1 protein-coding gene is annotated in these 605 nt (G+C 36.7%); it reads left to right on the top strand.

Annotated features, from left to right (window positions below; genetic code table 11):
* Positions 1 to 605 (top strand): IS1634 family transposase (locus ACYQ2O_RS12685; RefSeq protein ID WP_459796766.1); only part of this gene is annotated, 605 nt, incomplete at both ends.

Raw genomic sequence — 605 nt, 5'->3', positions numbered from 1 at the left:
TTTCTTCAAAAGATTTATCATGAATTGAAGTTTGACAAGCTCTGCCAACAAATCCAAAAGGAAAATCACTTTACTTTTGATTTAAATGAAATATTATCTCGTTTACTTTATATGCGTATTCTTCACCCTACATCTAAGAGAGGAACATTGGAACAAGCAAAAGAATTGCTTGAACCCCATTCGATCGAACCACAGCACATCTACCGCGCTCTTGATGTTTTAGAGAAGAATATAGACCGCATACAAGAAACAGCCTATAAAAATAGTGTGTCAATTGTCGATCGACAAACGGAAGTCCTTTATTATGACTGCACTAATTTCTTTTTTGAGATTGAAGAAGCCGATGGCTTGAAACAATACGGAATGTCTAAAGAAAATCGTCCGAATCCAATTGTTCAAATGGGATTATTCATGGATGGAAACGGGCTACCGCTTGCTTATAACCTCAATCCGGGAAATACAAATGAACAACCCACGTTAAAACCTCTTCAGAAAAGGATTATGAAAGATTTCGACTTATCAAAAATGATTGTGATTACTGACGCTGGTCTCTCTTCTGCAGATAACCGAAAATACAACACATTAGGACAAAGAGGGTTTGTGAC

Source organism: Alkalibacterium sp. m-11, assembly GCF_054658155.1.
This window is presented reverse-complemented; position numbering and strand designations above follow the sequence as displayed.